1 protein-coding gene and 2 pseudogenes are annotated in these 2,080 nt (G+C 68.5%); 2 read left to right on the forward strand and 1 reads right to left on the reverse strand.

The genetic code is table 11. The features are described from left to right. Window positions 1-64: 64 nt before the first annotated feature. The gene (locus ACFXA3_RS41560) at window positions 65-883 is read right to left on the reverse strand and encodes a glutamate ABC transporter substrate-binding protein (protein WP_385196543.1); all 819 of its coding nucleotides are present in this window, start codon (window positions 881-883) and stop codon (window positions 65-67) included. Window positions 884-1,211: 328 nt separating this feature from the next. Between ACFXA3_RS41560 and ACFXA3_RS41565 the strand changes: the two are divergent. Both ACFXA3_RS41565 and ACFXA3_RS41570 read left to right on the forward strand, forming a co-directional pair. Further along, window positions 1,212-1,284: pseudogene (locus ACFXA3_RS41565) on the forward strand. Between the two features lie 72 nt (window positions 1,285-1,356). Further along, window positions 1,357-2,055, forward strand: a pseudogene (locus ACFXA3_RS41570) (gala protein); the annotation flags it as partial. Window positions 2,056-2,080 lie beyond the last annotated feature (25 nt).

The raw sequence follows: 2,080 nt of genomic DNA on the forward strand, positions 1-2,080 counted from the left end.
GTCCGGCGCGGTCGGTGCCCCGTCCGGCTCCGGCCGGCCGGAGCCCGCCGCCCCGGTCCTTGCGTCAGCTGCCCGTGGTGATCTGCGGGGCGGGCTCGTTCCGGTAGTTGGCGGGGCCGAAGTTCTTCTTCACCGCGGCGTCCCAGGAGCCGTCCTGGACCATCTTCTTCAGGGCGGCGTTGATCTTGCCCTGGAGCTCCTTGTCGCCCTTCTTGACGCCGATGCCGTAGTTCTCGTTGCTCAGGCTCAGCCCGACCAGCTTGAACTTGCCGGCGTTGGCCTTCTGAGCCGCGTAGCCGGCCAGGATCGAGTTGTCCGTGGTGAGGGCGTCGACGAGGCCGTCCTGGAGGGCGATGACGCACTCCGAGTAGCCGTCGAGCTCCAGGAGGCTGGCCTTGGGGGCCAGCTTGTCCTTGACGTTCTGCGCCGAGGTGGAGCCGGTCACCGAGCAGAGCTTCTTGTTGTTGAGGTCCTCGGCCTTGGTGATCGAGGTCTCGTCGGCGCGGACCAGCAGGTCCTGGTGCGCGAGGAAGTAGGGGCCGGCGAAGTCGACCTTCTCCTTGCGCTTGTCGTTGATCGAGTAGCTGGCCGCGACGAACTTGACCTCGTTGTACTGGAGCAGCAGCTCGCGGTCGGAGCTGTCGACCTTCTTGAACTCGATCTGCTCCGGCTTGTAGCCGAGCTCCTTGGCGATGTACGTCGAGACGTCCACGTCGAAGCCGGAGAAGGCGCCGCTCTGGTCGCGCAGCCCGACACCGGGCTGGTCGAACTTGATGCCGATGGAGAGGTTCCCCGTAGGGCCGCTGTCGCCTTTGCCGCACCCTGAGGCGGTCAGGGCGAGGCCGATCACTGCGACCAAAGCACCGGCCTTGGGAACCTTCATCTGCTGCACTCTTTCTTAGGGGACGCGACGCTGCGGGGATCGCCGGCAGGAACCGCGGGTGTGTACGACGCGTCAAGACGCGTGAAGACGCGTGGAGAACGCGTGTACGAGGAAGCTAGGAAGGCCGTGGCCGCGGTGTCACTGGAATTGAGGAAAACTTGAGGTAACGATCCGGCTCGACCGGCGTTTCGCCGGTTGATTGTGCCGCGAAAGGGATAAAGGGGGTTCGCGGCGAGCCCCGGAGCCGTCACGCACCGTGACCGGCCGGAGAGCACATTCAAACTGGTGATCGAGTTCCGGCCAGGGGGTGTATATGATCTCCCGCAGCAAGGCCGTAGCGCAGAGGTCGTCGCGCCCACGCATCGAGCTGGAGGACGTCGGTTCGAATCCGACCGGTCTTGCGTCTTCTTCCTGATCGTTTTCTTCATGTCGTTGTGGACGCCGGGCACCGGCGAAGGACCGGTGGAGTGGTGATGACACAGCCGACACCCGTACGGTGCCCCGCGATCGAGCACCCCGACCTGCCGCTCGCCGATCCGGCCGGGCTCGACCCGCTGCTCGCGCGGCTCGCCTCCGGGCAGGACGTCGAGACCGACGAGACCTTCCCGATCGGCACCCTGCGCGCCGACGGCCGCGTCGACCTGTGCAAGCAGGGACTCGGACCGGCCGGCGCCGCCCGGGTCGCGGCCGTCGCCGCGGGCTCCGCCCACGCCCGGCACCTGCTCCTCGGCACCAACTCCATCGGCGACGACGGCGCCCGCACGCTCGCGGACTCCCTCACCGCCGGACACGGCCTGCACACCCTCTACCTGGGCTGCAACCGGATCGGACCCGACGGCGTGGCCGCCCTCGCCGGCGCCCTCGCGGACGACACCGGCGTCAAGGCCCTGTGGCTCAAGCGCAATCCCGTCCACGAGGACGGCGCCCGGACCCTCGCCGGCCTGCTGCGCCGCAACCGGACCCTGCGCACCCTCGACCTGGTCAACACCGGCATCGGCATCGAAGGGGTACGCCTCCTCCTCGAGGCCCTGCGCACCCGCGAGACCCCCCTCGAACGGCTCTTCCTCGGCGGCAACGGCCTCACCGCCGAAGCCGCGCCGCTGCTCGCCGCCCTCATCCGCGAGGCCGGGGTGCGCGAGCTGTACCTCCCCGCCAACCACCTCGGCGACGAGTGAACCGCTAGAATGGCCGCCGCCT

This window comes from Streptomyces sp. NPDC059456, assembly GCF_042750055.1.
In the GTDB taxonomy this organism is placed as follows: domain Bacteria; phylum Actinomycetota; class Actinomycetes; order Streptomycetales; family Streptomycetaceae; genus Streptomyces.